Genomic DNA, 573 nt, shown 5'->3' with positions numbered 1-573 from the left:
ACATGCCGGAGCCGCTGGTGCATTCGACCGGCGACTATGTCGTCGCGCAGGTCACAGCCTTCGAGCACGGCGTCGGCAGGAGCCTTTGCCCGTTCCGCCTCGCCCGCCTGCTCCGCGCCTGGTGGCGCGGATTGCACTGACTTTCACCTCGAGCCCAACCCAACCATGGAGACCACGATGATTGACGCATCCACCTTGCTTCGCCGCGCGCTTCTTGCCGACGCGATCTTCAGCGGCGTCGCCGCTCTCGGTTTCACTTTCGGCGCCAGCACGTTCGCGTCGCTGTTCAACCTGCCCGAAGCGCTGCTGCGCGAGACCGGCCTGTTCCTGATCGCCTACACCGCGCTCGTCGGTTGGCTCGCCTCGCGCGGCTCCGTGGCAAAGCCGCTGGTGCTGCTAGTCGTGGTCGGCAACGCGGCCTGGACGGTCGGCAGCATCGCGCTGCTGCTCTCGGGCGCGGTGTCGCCGAATCTTGCCGGCGAGCTCATGGTCGTGGCGCAGGCGATCGCGACCGGCGTGTTTGCCGAGCTGCAATATGTGGGATTGCGCAGGAGCGGGAGTATGCTGGCTGCG

The 573-nt window shown here is 67.2% G+C and carries 1 protein-coding gene; it reads left to right on the top strand.

The window, feature by feature from the left end; genetic code table 11:
* Positions 1-177: 177 nt before the first annotated feature.
* Positions 178-573 (top strand): hypothetical protein (locus tag AC0L3A_RS40885; RefSeq protein ID WP_354128051.1); only part of this gene is annotated, 396 nt, incomplete at its 3' end.

The organism is Bradyrhizobium sp. MI1.3 (genome assembly GCF_055811695.1).
This window is presented reverse-complemented; position numbering and strand designations above follow the sequence as displayed.